Origin of the sequence: Acrocarpospora macrocephala, from assembly GCF_009687865.1 — a bacterium.
GTDB classification, from domain to species: Bacteria; Actinomycetota; Actinomycetes; order Streptosporangiales; family Streptosporangiaceae; genus Acrocarpospora; species Acrocarpospora macrocephala.
Map to the genome: position 1 here is coordinate 22,185 of NZ_BLAE01000010.1, position 19,384 is coordinate 41,568.

General features: G+C 68.6%; 20 protein-coding genes and 1 riboswitch. Of the genes, 15 read left to right on the forward strand and 5 right to left on the reverse strand.

Annotated features, from left to right (window positions below; translation table 11 throughout):
* Positions 1-235 precede the first annotated feature (235 nt).
* From Amac_RS09465 to Amac_RS09505, 9 genes are all read left to right on the forward strand, one after another.
* Positions 236-1,018, forward strand: a complete 783-nt coding sequence (locus Amac_RS09465) for an N-acyl homoserine lactonase family protein (RefSeq protein WP_155353946.1) — start codon at positions 236-238, stop codon at positions 1,016-1,018.
* An 83-nt stretch (positions 1,019-1,101) separates the two neighbouring features.
* Positions 1,102-2,082 carry an NAD(P)-dependent oxidoreductase gene (locus tag Amac_RS09470; RefSeq protein WP_170322403.1) on the forward strand — a complete coding sequence of 327 codons (981 nt, stop codon included), beginning with the start codon at positions 1,102-1,104 and terminating at the stop codon, positions 2,080-2,082.
* The gene (locus Amac_RS09475) at positions 2,079-2,888 is read left to right on the forward strand and encodes an SDR family oxidoreductase (protein ID WP_155353948.1); all 810 of its coding nucleotides are present in this window, start codon (positions 2,079-2,081) and stop codon (positions 2,886-2,888) included. The genes Amac_RS09470 and Amac_RS09475 overlap by 4 nt, the downstream gene beginning before the upstream one ends.
* Positions 2,885-3,865: an isocitrate lyase/PEP mutase family protein gene (locus Amac_RS09480; protein ID WP_218040968.1), complete on the forward strand. Its 981-nt coding sequence runs from the start codon at positions 2,885-2,887 to the stop codon at positions 3,863-3,865. Before Amac_RS09475 ends, Amac_RS09480 begins: the two co-directional genes overlap by 4 nt.
* Complete coding sequence (locus Amac_RS09485; RefSeq protein WP_155353949.1) at positions 3,862-5,280, forward strand: FAD-dependent oxidoreductase; 1,419 nt, start codon at positions 3,862-3,864, stop codon at positions 5,278-5,280. Before Amac_RS09480 ends, Amac_RS09485 begins: the two co-directional genes overlap by 4 nt.
* Entirely contained in the window at positions 5,274-6,041 is a 768-nt protein-coding gene (locus Amac_RS09490) for an SDR family NAD(P)-dependent oxidoreductase (RefSeq protein WP_155353950.1), read from the forward strand. Before Amac_RS09485 ends, Amac_RS09490 begins: the two co-directional genes overlap by 7 nt.
* 96 nt (positions 6,042-6,137) lie before the next feature.
* The gene (locus Amac_RS09495) at positions 6,138-7,601 is read left to right on the forward strand and encodes an FAD-dependent oxidoreductase (protein ID WP_155353951.1); all 1,464 of its coding nucleotides are present in this window, start codon (positions 6,138-6,140) and stop codon (positions 7,599-7,601) included.
* A gap of 3 nt (positions 7,602-7,604) precedes the next feature.
* Positions 7,605-8,408 carry an aspartate/glutamate racemase family protein gene (locus tag Amac_RS09500; protein ID WP_155353952.1) on the forward strand — a complete coding sequence of 268 codons (804 nt, stop codon included), beginning with the start codon at positions 7,605-7,607 and terminating at the stop codon, positions 8,406-8,408.
* Positions 8,405-9,817, forward strand: a complete 1,413-nt coding sequence (locus tag Amac_RS09505) for an FAD-dependent oxidoreductase (protein WP_155353953.1) — start codon at positions 8,405-8,407, stop codon at positions 9,815-9,817. The genes Amac_RS09500 and Amac_RS09505 overlap by 4 nt, the downstream gene beginning before the upstream one ends.
* Here Amac_RS09505 and Amac_RS09510 read toward each other — a convergent pair.
* Together Amac_RS09510 and Amac_RS09515 are read right to left on the reverse strand one after the other, a co-directional pair.
* Positions 9,769-10,437, reverse strand: coding sequence for a GntR family transcriptional regulator (locus Amac_RS09510; RefSeq protein WP_155353954.1), 669 nt, complete (start codon positions 10,435-10,437; stop codon positions 9,769-9,771). The two genes, Amac_RS09505 and Amac_RS09510, sit on opposite strands and share 49 nt — an antisense overlap.
* A 206-nt stretch (positions 10,438-10,643) precedes the next feature.
* Positions 10,644-11,057, reverse strand: coding sequence for an SRPBCC domain-containing protein (locus Amac_RS09515; RefSeq protein WP_170322404.1), 414 nt, complete (start codon positions 11,055-11,057; stop codon positions 10,644-10,646).
* Positions 11,058-11,186: 129 nt separating this feature from the next.
* On the opposite strand from Amac_RS09515, the gene Amac_RS09520 reads away from it, so the two are divergent.
* Positions 11,187-11,870, forward strand: coding sequence for a winged helix-turn-helix transcriptional regulator (locus tag Amac_RS09520; protein ID WP_155353956.1), 684 nt, complete (start codon positions 11,187-11,189; stop codon positions 11,868-11,870).
* A gap of 58 nt (positions 11,871-11,928) precedes the next feature.
* Entirely contained in the window at positions 11,929-12,471 is a 543-nt protein-coding gene (locus Amac_RS09525) for a type 1 glutamine amidotransferase domain-containing protein (RefSeq protein WP_155353957.1), read from the forward strand.
* 53 nt (positions 12,472-12,524) lie between these two features.
* Here the strand turns inward: Amac_RS09525 and metE are convergent, their stop codons facing one another.
* Complete coding sequence (gene metE, locus Amac_RS09530; protein WP_155353958.1) at positions 12,525-14,780, reverse strand: 5-methyltetrahydropteroyltriglutamate--homocysteine S-methyltransferase; 2,256 nt, start codon at positions 14,778-14,780, stop codon at positions 12,525-12,527.
* 103 nt (positions 14,781-14,883) lie between these two features.
* Positions 14,884-15,101: riboswitch (cobalamin riboswitch) on the reverse strand.
* Between the two features lie 12 nt (positions 15,102-15,113).
* Positions 15,114-15,743, reverse strand: a complete 630-nt coding sequence (gene def / locus Amac_RS09535; RefSeq protein ID WP_373869813.1) for a peptide deformylase — start codon at positions 15,741-15,743, stop codon at positions 15,114-15,116.
* Positions 15,744-15,750: 7 nt separating this feature from the next.
* Here def and Amac_RS54750 point away from each other — a divergent pair, with 7 nt between their 5' ends.
* From Amac_RS54750 to Amac_RS09550, 3 genes are all read left to right on the forward strand, one after another.
* A complete protein-coding gene (locus Amac_RS54750) occupies positions 15,751-15,915 on the forward strand; it encodes a hypothetical protein (RefSeq protein ID WP_218040969.1) in 165 nt (54 codons plus the stop codon).
* Positions 15,916-16,002: 87 nt separating this feature from the next.
* Entirely contained in the window at positions 16,003-16,665 is a 663-nt protein-coding gene (locus Amac_RS09545) for a tetratricopeptide repeat protein (protein WP_155353959.1), read from the forward strand.
* Positions 16,666-17,052: 387 nt separating this feature from the next.
* Positions 17,053-18,144 carry a pentapeptide repeat-containing protein gene (locus tag Amac_RS09550; protein ID WP_170322405.1) on the forward strand — a complete coding sequence of 364 codons (1,092 nt, stop codon included), beginning with the start codon at positions 17,053-17,055 and terminating at the stop codon, positions 18,142-18,144.
* A 28-nt stretch (positions 18,145-18,172) separates the two neighbouring features.
* Here the strand turns inward: Amac_RS09550 and Amac_RS09555 are convergent, their stop codons facing one another.
* Positions 18,173-18,757 carry a TetR/AcrR family transcriptional regulator gene (locus tag Amac_RS09555; protein ID WP_155353961.1) on the reverse strand — a complete coding sequence of 195 codons (585 nt, stop codon included), beginning with the start codon at positions 18,755-18,757 and terminating at the stop codon, positions 18,173-18,175.
* Between the two features lie 87 nt (positions 18,758-18,844).
* Between Amac_RS09555 and Amac_RS09560 the strand changes: the two genes are divergently transcribed.
* The gene (locus Amac_RS09560; protein WP_155353962.1) at positions 18,845-19,327 is read left to right on the forward strand and encodes a DUF2867 domain-containing protein; all 483 of its coding nucleotides are present in this window, start codon (positions 18,845-18,847) and stop codon (positions 19,325-19,327) included.
* The last annotated feature ends 57 nt before the right edge of the window (positions 19,328-19,384 follow it).

The following is a 19,384-nucleotide window of genomic DNA, read 5'->3' on the forward strand; positions in this document are numbered from 1 at the left end:
TCTCCTCACCGTCACTGTCAACGGCTATGAGGGCGAGCGCCGGACCGAGCCATGTGCCCCAGGTATCGGGCGCGGCAAGGTCTGGTGCCAGCTGTGAGACGCGGGTACTGTCCCTGGTCAGATCGTGGACTGCGATTGACTGCGCGACACCGCACGCGCCCGTTCAACTGTTGACAGTCGACAGAACATACGCGACAGTGAGGCGGCGCACAAGGCGAGGGAGGAACCAGACTCCATGCACGACCACCAGGTCTTCGCGGTCAAGTTCGGCGAAGTGAAGGCGGGCAGCCAAGCCCAGCACTTCCTCAACCCACCACCAGAGCTTCACGAGCAGCCCGGCCATCTCGACTTCGCTGTATGGCTGGTACGCACCGTTTTCGGTGACATCGTGGTGGACGCGGGCTTCACCTCGACGGTGGCGGCGAAGCGGAACCGGACGCACTTTCGCGAGCCGTCGGAGGGAATTCGCTTGCTGGGGGTGGAGCCGGCCGACGTGTCCCACCTCTTGCTCACCCACTTCCACTACGACCACGTCGGTGACGTCGGCCCGTTCACAACGGCGCGCATCGTGGTGCAGGAGCGGGAGATGACGTTCTGGACCGGCCGATTCGCCGCACGCGCCGAGTTCCGTCGACTGGTCGAGACGGAGGACATCCAACGGCTGGTCGCACTGGGCTTGGCGGGGCGGGTGGACTACGTCGACGGGGACCGGGAGATCGTCCCCGGAGTCCGGGTGCACCGGGTCGGCGGACACACTCCCGGAACGCAGATCGTCTCGGTCGAATCGGCCAAGGGGACTGTCGTGCTGGCCTCTGACTCCGCCCATCTGCAGTACCACGTCACGCACGACTGCCCGGCCAAGCTGTTGACCGACCTTCCGGAAATGTATGCCGCCTTCGACACGATCCGTGCGCTGGCGGGCTCGCCGGAGCTGGTCGTTCCCGGGCACGATCCGGCCACCTTCGAACGCTTCCCCGCGGTGCCCGGACTCGACGACATCGCGGTCCGGATCGCGTGACATCAGCCGTCTACCCAGCTGCTGTTTCACACCGTGACAATCCACCGGTGGCGATGGAGCCGGTAGCGAAGGAGGAGGACAGGATGATGGACTCGCGAGCGCCCGACCGGGTGGTGTGCGTCGTCGGGCTCGGGAATCTGGGCGGGGCGGTCGCCACGCGTCTCGCGGCGGCCGGGTTTCGGACCTACGGGTTCGACATCGCCGCCGCGGCTCGTCAGCGCTCAGCCGACGCCGGGGTACAGGTGTGTGACCGCTTGGCCGACGCCGTCGCCGATGCCAGCGCGGTGATCACCAGCTTGCCCGACGGCGCCGCGGTGACGGAGGCCTGGCTCGGCCGCGGCGGCCTCGTGGAGTCGGCCAGGCCCGGCACGTACCTGATCGAGCTGAGCACCATCGGCCCTGACACGATGCGCGCGGTCGCCGACCGCGCGGCGGCGGCTGATCTCAAGGTGATCGACGCTCCGGTCAGCGGCGGCCCGATGGATGCCGTCAAGGGACAGCTCGTGGTGATCGTCGGTGGAGACGAGCCGGACATCGCGGCGGTTCACGACGTATTGCACGCGGTGGGCGGGACTGTGCACTTCTCCGGGCCGGTGGGTAGCGCGAAGACGGTCAAGCTGGTCAACAACCTCATCACCAACGCGACCGTGCTCGTGTCGGCCGAGGCCTTCCAGATCGGGGTCGCGGCCGGGCTGGAACCCAGGCGACTATTCGACCTGCTGTCCCAGATGGGCGGCGGCAAGTCACATCATTTCCAGAAGCGGTTTCCCTGGGTGCTCGAACGCGACTACGACGCGCGGTTCAGCATCCGATTGGCAGAGAAGGACTTTCGACTCGGGCTCGAGCTGGCGGACAGCGTGGGCGTCCCCCCTCCGGCGGCTTCGGCGATGCGGTCCATCTACGCGGTCGCGATGGCCGAGGGACTGGCCGACGACGACATCGTCGGGCTGGTGCAGCTTTACGAGCGGTGGACGAAACCGGCGCGCGTGACGGAGGGCCCGGCCGCGGCATCGGCGGATCCGGCGGGATCCGGGGCGATCGGCGACGGGAGGAAACAGCGATGACGGGTGTTCTCAGCGGTCGGGTCGCCGTTGTGACCGGCGCGGCCTCTGGGTTCGGTGCGGCGACCGCGCGGCGGTTCCACGCTGAGGGCGCGCGGGTCGTCGTGGCCGACCGCGATGGCGATGGCGCGAAGCGGGTCGCCGAGGCGTTGGGTCCGGACGCGCTGGGCGTGACCGTGGATGTCTCGCGAAGCGAGGACGTCGCGCAGATGGTCGAGGCAGCGGCTGACACGTTCGGCGGCTTGGACATCCTGGTCAACAACGCCGGGATCATTCACGCCAAGGGTTCGATCGACACCCTCGCGGAGTCGGAGTTCGACCGCATCGTGGCTGTCAACCTGCGCGGTCCGTTCCTCGGGATCAAGCATGCTGTACCGGTGCTGCGCCGCAGCCGTCATGCGGTGATCCTCAACACCGCATCGGTCGGCGCGCTCGTGCCCAGACTCAACACCTCGATCTACTCCGCGACCAAGGCGGGGATCATTTCGCTCACTCGCTCGGCGGCACTCGATCTCGCCCCGGGGATCCGGGTGAACGCGGTGTGTCCGTTGGCTTCGCCCACCCCCTTCCTGGCCGGCGGCGCGGGCGGCGACGGCGCCGTCTACGACGCGTACGTCGAGGGCATGAAGTCCGACGCACGACACGCGGTGCCGCTGGGCAGGCTGGTCCGTCCCGAGGAGGTCGCGGCCGCGTTCACGTTCCTGGCCAGCGACGACGCCGCCTTCATCACCGGCGTCGCACTTCCGATCGACGGGGGCCGCTCAGCCGGCGACATGGTCGGCCGAGGACAAGGGGGACGGTCGACGTGACCGACAACCGCGCCGGGGCAGGATCCACCTACGGTCTGGTGCCGGGGCCCATGACCATTCCGAACGCCCACGAGCTGCGGCTCACCCTGCGGGCGTCGCTGGCCGGGCCGCAGCCGCTGGTACTGCCAGGTGTCACTGACGCGATGGGCCTGCGCCTGGTGGAGCAGGCCGGGTTCGCAGCGGCGTACGCGACCGGAGGCGGGCTCGCGAACGCCCAGCACGCGCTTCCCGACATCGGGCTGACCTCCATGGCGGAGGTCGTTGAGCACGCGGGACGGATCACGGCGGCGGCGTCGATTCCCGTCGTGGTCGACGCGGATACCGGCTACGGCGGCCCGTTGGCGACCATGCGCACGATCCGGTTGCTCGAACGGGCGGGTGCGGCCGCCATCCAGGTCGAGGACCAACAGATGCCCAAGCAGTGTGGCCACTTCGACGATCACGATCTCATCCCGGCCGGCCACATGCAGACGAAGATCGCTATCGCCTGCGAGGCCCGCGCCGACGACGCGCTGGTCATCATCGCGCGGACGGACGCTCGGTCGGTCTACGGCATCGAGGAGGCCATCGAGCGGGCGAAGGCGTACGTCGAAGCCGGCGCCGATGTGATCTTCGTCGAGGCGCCGCGAACCATCGAAGAACTGGCGCTTGTCGGCACCGAGCTGGCCGGCGTCCCGCTCGTCGTCAACGTGGTCGAAGGTGGCAAGACTCCGGAGCTCGACCTGAAGGAGTACGCCGAGCTGGGCTTCAGCGTCATCCTGTTCGCCAACTACCTGATGCGGACGATGATGCGGGCCGGCATCGAGGCCCTGCGGCATCTTCGAGAGCACGGGGAGACGGCGAGCCGCGCCGACCGGATGGTGACCTGGTCCGAGCGGCAGGAGCTGTTTCGGCTGGCCGACCTGGCCGCGGCGGAGGCGCTTCTCGATCAGCCTCTCGCGGACATCATCGCGGCGAACCGGCGCCCGGTGCCATGACGAGGATCGCGGGCCTGCCCTACCAGGACGACCTCCCCGAGCGGGCCGGAGTGGTCGTGCTCGGATCCGGGCTGGCCGGCTGCGCCGCCCTGCTCGCGGCGGCTGAGGCCGGCCGGTACGCGGTCATGGTGGAGAAGACCGGTTCGATCGGCGGCTCAACCGTGCTGTCAGCCGGCCTGTCGGCCTTCGCCGGTACCGACGAACAGCACGCGCTCGGCATCACGGACTCGATCGAGCTGCTTCGCCGCGACCTGCTCGAGGTCGGCGACCACCGCAACGACGTAGCGCTGGTCGATCTGTATTGCGCGCACCAACTGGAGACCTACTCGTGGCTGCGTCGCCACGGCGTGGTCTACGGCGAGATCCACGCGGCGTCCGGCCAGACCGTCCCACGAAGTCACCCGACCGACACCACCGCGATGTTGGTGCGCCTCCTCGTCGCCGCGGGAAAGCTCGGCGCCCGGCTGGTCATGGACACCGCCGCGGAGCGGTTGGTGTACGAGGACGGCCGGGTGGTGGGAGTCGACGTCCGCCTCTCCAGCGGAGAGCGACGCCGCGTGTGGGCGGACGCGGTCGTCCTGGCCACCGGTGGGTTCGCTCGGAACAACGAGTTGCTTACCAGGTTCGCGCCCCAGATGGAGCACGCACTGCGGGCCGGCGGCGCCGGGTGCGAGGGTGACGGGCTGAAGATGGCGATGGCACTCGGCGCCGGAATCCGCGACATGCCCTATGTCAAGGGTACGTACGGCATCTATGCCGAGCCGCATCCACACGAGGACGGCACCGGCATCCTCGCCGTCTACAAAGGAGCGATCGCGGTCAACGGTGCGGGCCAACGGTTCGTCGACGAATCGCGAAACTATAAGGAGATCGGCGATGTCGCGCTGCGGCAGCCGGGCGGGACGACCTGGCAGGTCTTGGACGCCACGGTCATGGCCCAGTCGAGCGACGACGTCCCGATCTACGCATTCGCCGAGCGGGATCGAGCCGGCATGCTGGTGCGCGCCGATTCCGTCGAGGAACTCGAACAAAGGCTCGCCCTCCCGGCGGGCTCGCTTCAGACGACCGTCGCGGACTACAACCGGCGGATCGCCAGCAGTGAGCCGGATCCGATGGGCCGTGAGTTCCTGTGCGGTGGCTTCGGTCGTCCCTTCGCGCTCGATACCCCACCCTTCTACGCACAGCCGACCAAGACGGTCGTCCTGGCGACCTACTGTGGCGTTACTGTCGACACACACCTGCGGGTACTCGACTGGTGGGGTGAGCCGATCGGTCGCCTGTTCGCCGCAGGTGAGATCGTGGGCGGATTCCACGGCAGTGGTTACATGACCGGTACGTCGATCGGCAAGGCCGCGATCTTCGGGCGGCTGTCGGGCACGCACTCCGCGGCCGTGGAGAGTGAGCTGACGTGGTGAATCTGTTCGACCTCACCGGCGCCACCTCTCTGGTCGTCGGCGCGGCCGCCGGAGGCTTGGGTGAGTGGGCGGCCCGGGCGCTGGCCGGCCACGGCGCGGCCGTGGCGGTGGCCGACCTCCCCGAACAACAGGACGCTCTCGCCGTCACCGGTAAGGCCGCCGACGCGACATGCCACAGCGTGGACGTCACGGACGAGGCCTCGGTGGCGAGGCTCATGGACGAGGTGCGCGAACGGCACGGACAACTGGACGTCGTGGTCAACGCGGCCGGCGTCATGCTGCGCAAGCCGTACGACGAGACCACGCCGCGGGAGTTCGAGCACGTGGTCCGCGTCAACCTCACCGGCTGCTGGCTCGTCGGCCGGGCCGCCGGCATGGCCATGACGGCTCAGGGCGGCGGCGGGCGGATCGTCAACCTGACGACCGTGTACGCGGAGCGGGTGGGCCCGGTGCCCGAGTCGGCGTACTACGCGTCGAAGGCGGCAGTGGTCAACGTGACCCGGTCTCTGGCCAGCGAGTTGGGCGCGCACGGTATCACGGTCAATTGCCTTGCCCCCGGCGTTTTTTACCCGACCAAGATGACGACGCCGTTGGCCGAGGACCCACAGCGACTGGCCTGGTTCGCGCAGCGCACGCTACTCGGACGGTTAGGCGATCCGGCCCGGGACTTCGCCGGCCCCCTGCTCCTGCTGTGCAGCCCGGCATCGTCCTACATGACGGGTCAGGTTGTGTACGTCGACGGCGGATGGTCGGCCTGGTGATGGACAGGCCGAAACGGATGGAGAGCGGATGAACTCGACGAGGACAGCCCTTCTTATGCTCGACTATTCCCACCATCGAGATCGAGGAAGCGCCCGATGAGGTATGACGTCGACGTCGTCGTGGTGGGGGGCGGGGCGGCCGGTCTGTCCGCCGCTTGTTCGGCGGCGGAGGCCGGTGCCACCGTCGTCCTGCTGGAGCGATCGCCCGAGGCCGAGACCGGAGGCAATACCCGCTACACCGAGGCATTCCTGCGGATGAAGTCGCTTGACGAGACGGCTGACGGCTTCGAGGCCGCCCTGGTCGACGACTTCATGGGCTATCCCGATCCGAGCATCGTCCGAGACGCCGCGCTGCCGGCCTCTCAGCAGAGCGGACTCTGGCGGTCCACACATACGGTTGATCCGGAGTACGTCGCGACGCTGTCGGAGAACGCTCCGCAGGCGCTGGCGTGGATGGCCGGGCACGGCGTGCGGTTCGACACTGTGCCGACGCCCTTCCTGACGCAGACCACGACGCGCATGGCACCGGTCGGCGGCGGACTCGCCATCGTCGACACGATGGGCAAGGCCGCGCGCGACCTCGGCGTCAGGTTCTGCTTCGAGACCACGGCACGTGACCTGATCACCCACAACGGTGAGGTCATCGGCGTCCGCGCCGCCACCGCCCACGGCGACGACGAGTACCTGGGCCGGGTCGTGCTGGCCTCCGGTGGGTATCAGGGCAACGCGGAGATGATGGCCCATTACCACCCCGGCCAGGCCATGACCTGCCGACCCGTCGCCAAGGGCGGCCACTACAACAAGGGTGAGGGCATCGAGATGGCCCTGCGCGTCGGTGCGGCGACCGCCGGGAACTTCAGCCTGTTCCATGCCGAACCGGTGGATCCGCGCTCGGGACAGGCCGAGGCAGCCATTTTCTGCTTCCCGTACGGGGTGCTGGTGAACAAGGAGGGTCGACGTTTCGTCGACGAGGCACGAGGTGCGATCGACGCGTGGTACGAGCGCACCACCCGGACGATCCAGGCGCAGACCGAGGGGATCGCCTGGGTGGTGCTCGACCAACAGGGTCTGGCCGTGCCGAACATCATGTCCGGGGTACGCACCGACGTGGCTCCCATCCGGGCCGGCAGTCTCGGTGAGCTCGCCGATGTCCTGGGCATCCCCGGCGATGCGCTCCAGTCGACGATCGACGCCTACAACCAGGCCTGCCCGAATCCCGCGACCTTCGACCACAGCGCGCCGGACGGGCTGGCCACGGTGGGACTGACCCCGCCGAAGTCCAACTGGTCGCGGCGCATCGAGACGGCTCCGTTCGTCGCCTACCCCATCATGTGCGCCAACGTGTTCACGTTCGGCGGACTCAAGACGACCGCCAAGGCTGAGGTCGTCGACCGGGACGGCCGGCCGATCCGGGGACTATACGCGGCGGGTGAGATGACCGGGCTCTACTACTCGAACTACGTCGGCTCGACCTCGGTGTTGCGAGGGCTGACGTTCGGCCGCATCGCCGGCGTCGACGCCGCCAGCCTCGCCCGCGCAACCGGCGAAGGGGGCGTGTGAGCGATGCGAATCTGGCACCAGAGTTTCACCGTCCTCGAGGACGTACCTCGGTACCGGGAGGCGCTGGAGCGCCACCTGTACGCCCAGGTTCATCCGGAGACCACGATCGATCTGCACGGGATGCGACCCGGTACGTACCCGTCGGACTACCCGGGATCGCACATCGGCTACGCGTACCTGGCCGGTCTGCACAAGGAGCAGTTCGTCCACGCGGCGTTGCAGGCTCAGGACGACGGCTACGACGCCTTCCTCATCGCCACGCTTCCCGACACGGCGTACGAGGAAATCCGCACGGTGGTCGACATCCCGGTCGTCACCTTCGGGCAGACGTCGGTGCTCATGGCGGCGATGCTCGGAGACTGCGTGGGCATTGTCAACTTCATCGCCGCGCTCGAGCCACAACTGCGCCGCAACCTGCGAAACTACCGGCTCGACAGCCTGGTCGGCCCCATCCTGCAGGTGGAGGCGGGATTCAGTGACGTCATGGCCGCCTACGCGGATCCAGACCCGCTCCGCGCGGCCTTCGAGCGGGCCGCCCGCAAGGCGATCGGCGCCGGCGCCACGGTCATCGTTCCCGGTGAGGGGCCGTTGAATGTCTTCTTGGCCGATCTCGGCATCGCGCGCGTCGACGACGTGCCCGTGCTGGATTCGCTCGGAACCTGTGTCCGCGTGGCCGAGGTCAGAGCCGCGCAGTACCGGACGCAGGGTCTGGTTGCGTCCCGGGTGGGGTTCTACGGCGCGCAGCCGCCGCGGCGGCTGCTCGATGCCGCCCGGCAGTTCTACGGCGTCCCGACGGCTCTGACATGACTGCTGACCTGATCGATGTCGGGCCTGATATCGCCATCGTGGGTGGTGGCGCCTGCGGAGTGATGACCGCTCTCCGGGCCGCCCAGAACCCCGACCTCGTGGTAGCCGTATTCGAGAAGTCGACCCGAGAGGGCTGCAATGCGGCCATTTCGTCGGGGTCTCTGCCCGCCGGCGGGACGAGATTCCAACGTCTGGCCGGGATCGACGACTCACCACAGAAGCATGCGGAAGAGATCCTGGCCGCCTCGGGCGACGAGGAGTGGCGCCCGATCGTGGAGGCACTGTGCGCGGTCGCTCCGGCGATGGTCGAGTGGATCGCCGATACCGGGTACCCCATCGAAGTCGGGACCGACATGCCGCGCGCCGGCATGTCGGTCCCACGCCTGCATACCGACGTCGGCCGGCAGGGCGGAGGACGGCTCATGCGGCACCTCCGCGGGCTGCTCGGGTCGTACCCCAACGTCGCGTTCGTAGACGAGGCGCCAATCGTCGGCCTCGTCATGGACGCCGGCGTCGTGAGCGGCGTGGTGGTCAACCAGAACGGCCGTCGACAACGGATCGGCGCCGGCGCCATCATGCTGGCCGTGGACGGGTTCGCCAACAACCCGGCGCTGGTGCGGGAATATCTGGGCGACCTCGGTAATCCCTACTACGGTGGCGTGTCCACGTCGACCGGGGATGCCCTCACCTGGGTCCAGCGACTCGGCGGCCGGGTTCGGAACATGGGCGCCGGCCTGAGGTCCGGGCTGGTCGTGGTCGATCACGGGACGCGCGTGTCGCCGGCCCTCCCGTTCCACGGCGCGGTACTCGTCAACGCCAACGGCCAGCGCTTCGTCGACGAGGAGCGGCACGGCTACTCCGCGATGGCGGGGATCCTGCAGGGACAACCCGGCGAGCGGGCCGCCATGATCTTCGACGCCACCGCGCTGGCGGCAACGCGGGAGTCGGAGATGATGCGGGAGTGCCTGGCGGCCCGAGCCATCCGCGAGGTCGCGACGCTCGCTGAGCTCGCCGCATTGCTCAGGCTGGACGTCGAGCAGGCACGGGAGGCGGTCACGGCCCGCCCGGGCCGTCGCCAGCTCCGGCAACCATTCTATCTCGCATGGGTGACCCACGGCCTGCTCACCACCCAGGGCGGGGTCGTCATCGACGCCCAGGGACGCGTGCTGGACAGCGCCGACCGGCCCATCCCGCATCTCTACGCCGGCGGCGGCACCGCGTGCGGGCTGGCCGGACCGTCGTCGGACGGCTACCTGTCGGGCAACGGACTCCTGTCCGCATTCGGACTGGGTTGGATCGTTGGAAACGCTCTCGCGTCGGGGCCGGTCGGTCGGTTCGCGCCACCAGTCCGTGCCGCCGATCAGCCCAGAAGAAGTGCCACGGCATTTTCGAAGGAGCGCCATAGATGAGCCTCCAGGAGCTTGGTCACACGCGCGGCACGCCCGGCAAGCAGGGCCTCGGCGATCGCCACATGCTCCTGGTACGCCTCGCGTGCCCGGGCCGGTTCCCGCGCCGAACGCCGACGCGCGATCGAAATCTTGGCGTTCACCTCGCGAAGCGCCTGGTCCAGCGCCGCGTTGTCGGCCATGGCGACCAGCGACCTGTGGAAGTCCATGTCGGCCGGGTACGCGGCGTCACCCTTCAGGGCCGATTCGGCGCCTTCGAGCGCCTGCAGGATGACCTGCCGCCCGGCCGGAGGCAAGCTCACGCATGCCTTGCGCGCGCTGTAGGTCTCCACCGCGATCCGTAGCTCGTACAGCTGGCGGAGCTCTTTCTCCTCAACCGCGGGGACGAACGCGCCCTTGTGGGGAATGATCTCCAGCAGGCCCTCACTCGCCAGCCTCTGGATAGCCTCGCGGAGCGGTCCCCGGCTGATCCCGAGCTCTTCGGCGATCACCACCTCGTTGAGCCGGGTCTGCGGGCTCAACTCGCCAGTCAGGATCATCTCCCGGATCGCGCTTTCGGCGACGTCCCGCACCGTGGTGCGCCTGAGCGCACCACGGGACACCGTCGTAGGCGACTCGGTCATGGAACTCCCAACTAGGCGCTCAGCTGTTGTGACAGCGATCGTCGCCCCTACAATTATGACTGACTCAGCTTACAACTGTTTTCAGTCAACAGTTCCACTGCACTATCGGGGCTGGCTAAGCGATCGTTCAGCATCATTCGCTGGCGAAGCCCCTGGTGCCCGGGTGACCACCACGACCACCGCCGTCAGGCCAGGCTTGGGGGTGGTTATTCGGCTTGTCGCTTGAGTCCCTCGGCGAACTGGCGGAACGACGGGCCCAGGTCGGGGATCGATTTGAAGATCATGCCAGCGAGTGGGCCGGTGTATTCCTCGCGCATGGTGAAGCGGGTTCCGGTGCCCTCGGGCACGAGGGTGTAGGTGCGCTGGCCGGTGAATAGGCCGAGGGGCATGCCGCCGGCGAACACCATCCGCTCGGGCGCGGTCAGTTGGACCACTTTGACGGGAAACGCGCGGCCGGGGTTGGCCTCGACCGAGATGGACAGTTTCTCGCCCAGCGCCAGCCGGCCGTCGACCTTCGTGACGCCTGAGTCCCAGTCGGGCCAGGCGCCGATGTCGGTGAGCAGGGCCCAGATCTTCTCAGGAGTCGATTCGATGAGGGAGGTTGCTTCGTACGAGCGCATGTCTGTTCCTTTGATTTTCGACGCAGCGCTGGGCCACATCCCTGTCAGCGGCGTACCACACTATCTAGCAGTGGACTTTCCTTTTGCAAGTGAAATTGCCTTCGTTAAGCGCAATGTTATGATCGCGATATGTCTTCGCCCGACACGATGGCGCGCAGCTACGCCCAGCTATGTGGCATCGCCACCGCCCTTGACGTGGTCGGTGACCGGTGGACGCTCCTTGTGCTGCGCGACCTGCTGCTCGGCCCGCTGCGGTTCGGCGACCTCGCCGAGGGCCTGCCGGGCATCGGCACCAACACACTGACGGCACGGCTCAAACATCTGGAGGCGCTGGACGTCGTCCACCGGCGGCTGCTGCCCCTGCCGGACCGCGGCACGGTGTACGAGCTCACCGACTACGGCCGCGAACTCGAGCCGATCCTGATGGCGTTGGGCCGCTGGGGAACCAGAAGCATGGGGCGCCTGCCCCGCGACGTCGCCTCCCGCTCGCGGTGGCTCGTCGCCGCGATGCTCGCCTTCCACGACGACAGCCAGCGCATCGCCCAGCCGACGACCTGGGAGCTGCGCCTGAGCGACGGCCCCTTCACCGTCCGGGCCGAGGACTCGACCCTCACCGTCGCCGCCGGCGCGCCCGACCACGCCGACCTCATCCTCACCACCGACGACGAAACCCTGCACCAACTCCTGACGCATCGCCTCACCCCAGCCGAGGCGGTCACGACCGGCGCGGTCACCCTCGATGGCGACATCTCAGGCCTGTCGCGTCTGATCGGACTGTTCACCTTCCCCGCTCTTGAGGCGTCCGCCACCTGAATAGGGCCATGAAGAACGGGCAGGGGAAGAGTCTAGGCAGCTCAGAGGGGAGACAGCCATGATCGAAGGCAAGACCATCGCATTTCTCGCCGCACCCGAGGGCACCGAACAGGTCGAGTTGACCGAACCGTGGCAGACCATCATGAACGCTGGCGGCACGCCACGGCTGATCTCCACCCGGGAAGGCCGGATCCAGGCGTTCAACCACCTCGACCGTGGCGACGCATTCCGTGTGGACGCCACCGTGGATGAGGTCGACGCCGCCCAGTTCGACGGGCTCGTACTGCCAGGCGGGGTGGCCAACCCCGACTACCTGCGCACCCGTCCCGAGGCGGTCCGGTTCGTACGAGCGTTCTTCGACCTGGGTAAGCCCGTCGCGGCGATCTGCCACGCACCGTGGACGCTCATCGAAGCCGATGTCGTACGGGGGCGCACGCTGACCTCGTGGCCCAGCCTGCAGACCGACCTGCGCAACGCGGGCGCGACCTGGCACGACCGGGAGGTCGTGGTCTGCACGGCGGCCCCGTCCACCCTGGTCACCAGCCGGATGCCGGATGACCTGAAGGCGTTCGGCGAGGCGGCGATCGAGGCGTTCGCCTAGGCCCGTACATGACGCCTGGTCTCAGCGGGGAGCGGAGACCAGGCGGGACGATGTCACCTCAGGTGCGCCCGGACTTTCACGGCGGCCGCGACGAGGTTACGCAGAGACGCCTCCGTCTCGGGGTAGGCGCGGGTCTTGAGGCCGCAGTCGGGGTTGACCCACACTCTGGCGGGGTCGACGGCCTGCACGGCTCGCCGGAGATTGTGCTCCATCTCCTCGACCGAGGGGACGCGCGGGGAGTGGATGTCCCAGACGCCGGGGCCGATGCCGTTCTGGTAACCCGCCCGGCGGAGGTCGGTGACGAGTTCCATGTGGGAACGGGCCGCTTCGACGCTGGTGACGTCGGCGTCCAGCGCGGCGATCGCGCCGATGATCTCGCCGAATTCGGAATAGCACATGTGGGTGTGGATCTGGGTGGTGTCGGCGGCGCCGGAGGTCGCCAGCCGGAACGCGGCGACCGCCCAGTCCAGGTACGCGGCATGATCGGCCTGGCGGAGCGGAAGGAGCTCGCGCAGGGCGGGTTCGTCGACCTGGATGACGCGGATACCGGCGGCCTCCAGGTCGGTGATCTCGTCGCGCAGGGCGAGGGCGACCTGGCGGGCGGTGTGGGCGAGCGGCTGGTCGTCGCGGACGAAGGACCAGGCGAGCATGGTGACCGGTCCGGTGAGCATGCCCTTGACCGGCTTGGCCGTCAGCGACTGCGCGTAGCTCGCCCATTCGGTGGTCATCGGGCGAGGGCGGGAGATGTCGCCGTACAGGATGGGCGGGCGAACGCAGCGGGTGCCGTAGGACTGGACCCAGCCGTGGTCGGTGACGGCGTAGCCGGTGAGCTGCTCGGCGAAATACTGGACCATGTCGTTGCGCTCGGGCTCGCCGTGCACCAGGACGTCCAGGCCGAGGTCTTCCTGGAGGACGATGACGCGGGCGATCTCCTGGCGCATCGCCGCCGTGTAGGCGGCATCGTCGATGCGGCCGGCCTTGTGATCGGCGCGGGCCGTGCGGATCTCGGCGGTCTGCGGGAACGAGCCGATCGTGGTGGTGGCCAGGTCCGGCAGGGCCAGCGCGGCCCGCTGGGCCGCGAACCTGGCCGCCCGGTCACCGCGGCGAACCTCGCCGAGCGCGTCGAGGCGGGCGCGGACCCGCTCGTCCACGGCCGGGAGCACCCGGTCCGGCTCAGCGGGCAGCGGCTCGGCCCCGCCGAGGACGCGGCCCAGGGCGGCGACCTCGGCGACTTTCTGCCGGGCGAACGCCAGCCGTCCCTTGACCGCCGCGTCCAAACCGGCCTCCGCCTCCAGATCGAGGGGAACATGCAGCAGCGAGCAGGACGTGCTGATCTCCACGTGCCCGGCCAGGCCCAGCAGGACGGCGTAGGCGGCCTTGGCCCGCCGCGGGTCGGTGCGCCACACGTTGCGGCCGTCCACCAGCCCGGCGACCACCGTGCGGTACGGGAGGCCGCCGACCGAGGCGAGAGTCTCCAGGTTGCCGGTCCCGGCCGTCAGGTCCAGCCCAACCGCTTCGATCTTGGTCTCGGCGAGGGCGGCCAGCGCGCCGCGGTCGACGGCGCCGAAGTAGGTCGCGACGAGAAGCCGGGGGCGGCTGGGCAGGTCGCCGAGCCGGGTATAGGCGCGGCGGACGGCGGTGACCTGCGCTTCGGTGAGATCCCCGACCAAGGCGGGCTCATCGAGCTGGACGCGCCGGGCGCCCGCGCCGGCGAGCCGCTCCAGCAGTTCGCCGTACACCTCGACCAGACCGTCGAGCAGGTCCAGCGGCTGGAAACCCTCGACGCCGCCGGCCTCGGCCTTGGCCAGCAGCAGGTAGGTCACCGGCCCGATGAGGACGGGCCGGGTCTCGATGCCGAGTGCCCTGGCCTCCAGGTACTCCCGCAGCGGTTTGGCGGCGGCGCCGTCGGCGAGGCGGAACCGGGCGTCCAGGGCGAGCTCGGGCACCAGGTAGTGGTAGTTGGTGTCGAACCACTTGGTCATCTCCAGCGCGGGAACCTCCCGCGCGCCCCGCGCCATCGCGAAATACCGGTCCAGGCCGGTCAGTCGCCGGTAGCGGTCCGGGACCGCGTCGACCATCACGCTGGTGTCCAGGACCTGGTCATAGAAGGAGAAGGTGTTCGACGGGACCTCGGTGAGGCCCGCCTCGCGCAGTTCCGTCCACACCTGCGCGCGCAGGCTGGCGGCCGTCGCCTCCAAGGCGGCGGCGTCGATCCGCCCGGCCCAGTAGTCCTCGGTGGCGAACTTCAGTTCCCTGCGTGCCCCGATCCTCGGGTAGCCCAGGATCGTCGTGTTCGGGCTCTTCGGCATGGCAGCTTCCCTCGCTGAGCCATAAGCGGCCGTACAGGAGGAAAGAGCGCACCGCCGTGCGCGCCCCAGGCCCTCCCACGAGGCCGCGGACCACCGCGCACCGGTCGGCGCGCGGGCGGAGGCAGGTCTTCGGACTCGCGGGCAGAACCTGAAACCAGGCGTTTCTACTGGCCGTCGCTTCCCAGGCCCGTCGGGCCCAGTGCGTATGACGGCGGTCGTTCCCACTCACCGCTGCGGGGCAGTCCCGGACTCCCACCGGGTTCCCTCTTACGACGCCCAGCCCCGCGGGGGCCGGGCGAACCATCCGCGCCAGGCAGTCTAGCCCGACCTGTCCTACAGAGCGTCGCGGCTCTCTTCGAACTCTCTCAGCACCGCTTTGCGCGCCGCCTTCGAGAGCCGGTCGATGTAGAGCATGCCGTCCAGGTGGTCGGTCTCGTGCTGCAGGCAGCGCGCCAGCACACCGGTGCCGTGTACGGTCACCGGCGCGCCCGTCACGTCGAACCCCTGGGCCGTCGCCCGGTCCGGCCGCCCGACCACCGCTCGCGGACCCGGGATCGACAGGCAGCCCTCGTCGTCAGGATCGAGGTTGCGCTCCCCCGGTCCCAGCGGCACCAGCGTCGGGTTGACGACCACGCCCTTCTGCGAGACGCCGTCCCCGTCCGGGCAGTCGTAGACGAACACGCGCAGGTCCACGCCGATCTGGTTGGCCGCCAGCCCGACCCCTTCGGCTTCGTACATGCTGGCGAACATGTCCTCCACCAGCGCGGCCAGTTCCTCGTCGTAGCGCTCCACCGGGCGGCACGGAGTGTGCAGCACCGGGTTGCCGACGATGGTGATGGGACGTGCCGTGCCGGTCATGTGTGTTACCGCCTTGGTCAAGGGAGCCGAGGGATCGGGTGACAGGCCGAGGGAGGCGGGAACGGCGCCCACGTCCACCAGCAGGTCGCCCACGGCCGCGATCATCACACCGTTGTCGGTGCACAAGGCCGGGGCCGGTACGCGCAGGGTGATGCCCGCGGCGGCGCAAACGCTCGGCGGCGACCTGGCGCAGCCTCCCGTTCGCGGCCACGCCGCCGACGATGACCAGGATATCCACCGCGTGCTCCAGGCAGGCCGCATTCGTTGTCGCTGGTAGTGGGATCGACGTCCACATGACGATCCTGGACCGGAGTACTCTACTGCTGATCTAGGACGTGGTGGCGATGCCAGGGCGGGGGCGGCGATGAGCGCCGAAGACCGGATCGAACGGGCCAAGACGCTCTATGAACGGGCAGTGTTCAGCGGCGACGCCAGCGTGCTGACCGACGCCGAACGGGGCCTGGACGCGGTGGAGGCCGATGCCGCGCTGGCCCGTGGGCGGATCCTGCATGGGCGGTTTCTCAACGAGCGCGCCAGCGCCGGCTCGTCACCCGTCGAGGACCCGGCTGAACTGCCGTTGTTCGAGCGCGCGGTCGAGCTGTACCGGGCGCTGGGCGACGCGCGCGGCGAGGCCGAGGCGTTGTTCTGGATCGGCTGCCTGCATCAGGTCATCCGGCGTGACAACGAGACCGCGGTTCCGGAACTGGAGCGGTCCTGGCGGCTGGCGGCGCAGGTCGGCGACAAGCCGACCCAGTCCGAGGCTCTGCGGCACTTGGGCATCGCGGCACACATGGCCGGTCGGCTGGATGAAGCGCGCGAGCGGCTGGAGGAGTCGTCGCGGCTGTGGCGGGAGGTCGGGGCTCTGCCGCACGTGGCCTCCAACATGATCGGGCTGGCCTACATCGCCGCCGCCCAGGACCGCCGGGCGGACGCGCTCGCGACACTCGACGAGGCGCACGCCATCGCCCAGGCGCATGGTGCCCATGCCATCGTGCGGCATATCGAGCAGGCGAGAACGGAGATCTAGGCGCGCGATCACGCCAGGCGCAGCCAAGACCAACCACGACCGATACCGACGCCACCTCGACCATCGACCAAGGTCCACATAACGATCCCGGGCTGGAGTAACCTCCCCTTCCCTGACGTGCGTCTTGTCCGGTCGGCGGCAGGAACGACGTCACGGCCTGGTATTCAGGCCACGGGTCGAGAGGAGGGCCGGGACTCTCGGGAGACCTGCGCCAAATCCCGTGAGGGTATCGATCGGCGGATGGATGGTAACGGGTGCCGCAGTGTCACCTGATATGACGGTATGCGCCTGTGGTTGCCGGTTCCTCGTCGGTCGGACGGCTCTGACCTTGATTCCAACGCGCCACCCGAGTTGCGGACACCGCCCGGAGCGGTGTGGTGGATCAGTGTGTCGGCCGTTCTGGTCGGCGGTACGGTCGCGGGCGTTGCCTGGTGGCTCCTCGCGGCTTTGCCCGCGAATGGGCTCCAAGCGCCCGAACGGGCGACCGCCCGCCAAGGGGCCGTGCAGACCGCTTTGGCGGCCGGTGCGGGCATGGGCGCAGCGATCACGTTGATGCTGGCCTTTCGCCGGCAGCGCCATCAAGAACTCGCGGCCCGTGTCACGGCTCACGACGCGGACGAGCGGCGGATCACCGAACTGTATGCCAAGGCCGCGGAACAACTCGGTAGCGATAAGGCGGCTGTACGTCTGGCCGGGCTCTATGCGCTGGAACGCCTGGCCCGCGACAACAGTGACCATGCGCAGACCATCGTCAATGTCGTCTGTGCCTATTTGCGCATGCCCTATAACCTGACCAGCCCTCCTGGTACCCAGCAGCCGCCAGGACCTTGGCCCGCGGAGTCGGGCAGCACGGATCACGACGGCGAACGACATGTCCGGGTGACCGCCCAACGGGTGCTTCGTGGACTCTTGCAAATCGAGTATCCCGGCCGGTGGCATCCGACACCCTTGTCAAGGGGGCTCGATATCGACCTGGCCGGGGCCACCCTCATCCATGTCGACTTCCGGAACTGTAACGTTGGCAGCGCTGACTTCACCGGTGCTCAATTCCTCGGGAGCGCGTCATTCGCCAACGCACGCTTCTACGGCCGTGCGACGTTTTCAAGTGCGCATTTCCGCGGAAGTGCACGATTCGGCGGCGTTCTCTTCGACATGGAAGACCTGCGTGGTGGTGCGGTCTTCCACAGTATTGGAGATTTCCGGGAGGTGGTCTTCCACGGGGAGGCCGATTTCAACGGAGTGACATTTCATGGCACTGCGGTGTTCAATCAGGCCGAGTTCGCCGAGCGGGCGTCGTTCGGCCTGGGGGCAGCTTTCCACGGTGGCATCCTTTTTGACGGGGCCATCGTTCGCCAACCACAGCAGAAACACAACTGGCCGGCCGGGTGGCATGTGATCGTCCAGGCGGATGGACAAGGACATCCCGCGTACTCGGCCGGAGACGCCCTATCACCGACTGGCTCAGGTGACCAGCAGTAAGCGCCACCGGCGGATGGCGTCGAGGTGGTCAGTGGCTGTCGTCTTGGTGGGAGCGGTTGAGGAGCAGGTCGGCGGCGCGGGTGAGGACCTGGGGTCGGGTGTGGTCGCCGTGGTCGGCGGCGAGGAAGTGTTCGCCGATCGCCAGGCAGAAGGCGAGCAGGCTGCGGGCCTCGACCTCGTCGGGATCGGAGCAGAAGGTGCCGATGAGTTCGCGCAGCAGCGCCATGCGCCGGTTGTCCACCCGTCGGAGGCGCTCGGCGACCGCCTCGTCGCGCCGGGCCCAGTCCCGGATCGCTAGGTCGATGGGCAGCAGGCGGTCGCTGGAGAAGGTGAGCACGCCCGCGCGCTGGATCTTGGTTCTCGGGTCGCCTCCTTCGCGCTCGACGCGGTCGAGCACCTCGTCGATGCTCTCCCTTTCCCAGGTGTCCAGCATCGCCTTCAGCAGCGCGTCGCGGTCGGCGAAGGACCCGTAGAACCCGCCTTTCGTGACGCCGAGCTTCTTCGCCAGCACCTCGATACGTACGGCATCCGGGCCGCCGGCGGCCAGCGCTCGCAGCCCTTCCTCGATCCACCTGTCACGCGGCGTGCGAGTCGCGGCCACGATGTGTCTCACCTCACCTCTCCAGCGCATATACGCCACCGTATAAACGGGTTAACCTCAGTCTATACGGTGGCGTATACACGAAAGGCGGTTGTGGCCATGAGGACCGTGGAAGGTGTCGTGGGGACGGACAACATACCCGAGTCCATCCGCGCTCTCAGCTCGCTGTCCCGCATCGACTACGTCGATTACTTCACCCTCTCCACCGACGCGGACGCGACACCGGAGCAGTGGGCTCGCGCGATGTTCGGCGACGTCCCCAGCGCGGCGGAGCAGCTGATCTGGCGCGTTCTCCTCGGTTTCCGGCTCAGCCTAGGGCGATCGCCGGACACCGTGGCCGGATGGCACATCGCCGAACGCGGCGAAGACTGGATCCGGCTCGAGGCCACCTCCTGGTTCCTGACCGGCAACCTTCTCGTCCAGGCAACCGATGGGCAGGTGTCGCTGGGGACCTTCCTGCGCTATGACCGGCGTCTGGGCCACAGCGTGTGGCCTCCGCTGTCCGCCGTGCATCGCCTCCTGGTACCCGGGGTCCTCCGCGACGCCGCGGCGAAGATAGCCGATCACCAACTGCGACCGTGATCCATCGGAGAGCCTGACCGCCGCGCTGAATCGTACGTGATCGGCTCTATCGGCGGG

Bases quoted from the DNA above. Each gene is read 5' to 3' on its own strand.
- Amac_RS09465 (WP_155353946.1), top strand. From the start codon at position 236: ATGCACGACCACCAGGTCTTCGCGGTCAAGTTCGGCGAAGTGAAGGCG.
- Amac_RS09470 (WP_170322403.1), top strand. From the start codon at position 1,102: ATGATGGACTCGCGAGCGCCCGACCGGGTGGTGTGCGTCGTCGGGCTC.
- Amac_RS09475 (WP_155353948.1), top strand. From the start codon at position 2,079: ATGACGGGTGTTCTCAGCGGTCGGGTCGCCGTTGTGACCGGCGCGGCC.
- Amac_RS09485 (WP_155353949.1), top strand. From the start codon at position 3,862: ATGACGAGGATCGCGGGCCTGCCCTACCAGGACGACCTCCCCGAGCGG.
- Amac_RS09495 (WP_155353951.1), top strand. From the start codon at position 6,138: ATGAGGTATGACGTCGACGTCGTCGTGGTGGGGGGCGGGGCGGCCGGT.
- Amac_RS09500 (WP_155353952.1), top strand. From the start codon at position 7,605: ATGCGAATCTGGCACCAGAGTTTCACCGTCCTCGAGGACGTACCTCGG.
- Amac_RS09505 (WP_155353953.1), top strand. From the start codon at position 8,405: ATGACTGCTGACCTGATCGATGTCGGGCCTGATATCGCCATCGTGGGT.
- Amac_RS09510 (WP_155353954.1), bottom strand. From the start codon at position 10,437: ATGACCGAGTCGCCTACGACGGTGTCCCGTGGTGCGCTCAGGCGCACC.
- Amac_RS09515 (WP_170322404.1), bottom strand. From the start codon at position 11,057: ATGCGCTCGTACGAAGCAACCTCCCTCATCGAATCGACTCCTGAGAAG.
- Amac_RS09520 (WP_155353956.1), top strand. From the start codon at position 11,187: ATGTCTTCGCCCGACACGATGGCGCGCAGCTACGCCCAGCTATGTGGC.
- Amac_RS09525 (WP_155353957.1), top strand. From the start codon at position 11,929: ATGATCGAAGGCAAGACCATCGCATTTCTCGCCGCACCCGAGGGCACC.
- metE (WP_155353958.1), bottom strand. From the start codon at position 14,780: ATGCCGAAGAGCCCGAACACGACGATCCTGGGCTACCCGAGGATCGGG.
- def (WP_373869813.1), bottom strand. From the start codon at position 15,743: ATGATCGCGGCCGTGGGCGACCTGCTGGTGGACGTGGGCGCCGTTCCC.
- Amac_RS09545 (WP_155353959.1), top strand. From the start codon at position 16,003: ATGAGCGCCGAAGACCGGATCGAACGGGCCAAGACGCTCTATGAACGG.
- Amac_RS09560 (WP_155353962.1), top strand. From the start codon at position 18,845: ATGAGGACCGTGGAAGGTGTCGTGGGGACGGACAACATACCCGAGTCC.